The following is a 335-nucleotide window of genomic DNA, read 5'->3' on the forward strand; positions in this document are numbered from 1 at the left end:
CCCGGCCCAGCCGGCCCCGGCGCAGGAGGTCCCGGCCGCCAAGGCCGAGCCCGCCGCGCCCAAGCCGGCCCCGAAGCAGCAGGACTCGTCGTCCGCCGGTTCGGTCGTGCCGCCCAAGCCGCAGGGCCCCAAGCCCGGCGGCCCGAAGCCCGGTCCGCGCACCCCGCGGGTCGGCAACAACCCGTTCGGCGTCGGTTCCGGTTCCCCGGCCCCGCGCCCGCCCGCCTCGCGTCCCGGCCCCGGCCAGGGCGGCGACAACCGTCCCCCGCGTCCGGGCGGCGGCCAGGGCGGCGGAGAGCGTCCGCCGCGTCCCGGCGGGCAGGGCGGCGGCAACC

1 pseudogene is annotated in these 335 nt (G+C 82.7%); it reads left to right on the plus strand.

What is annotated here, in order from left to right:
• Positions 1 to 335, plus strand: a pseudogene (locus EIZ45_RS45870) (translation initiation factor IF-2); the annotation flags it as partial.

It is taken from the genome of Amycolatopsis sp. CFH S0740 (assembly GCF_004522315.1).
In the GTDB taxonomy this organism is placed as follows: Bacteria; Actinomycetota; Actinomycetes; order Mycobacteriales; family Pseudonocardiaceae; genus Amycolatopsis; species Amycolatopsis nivea.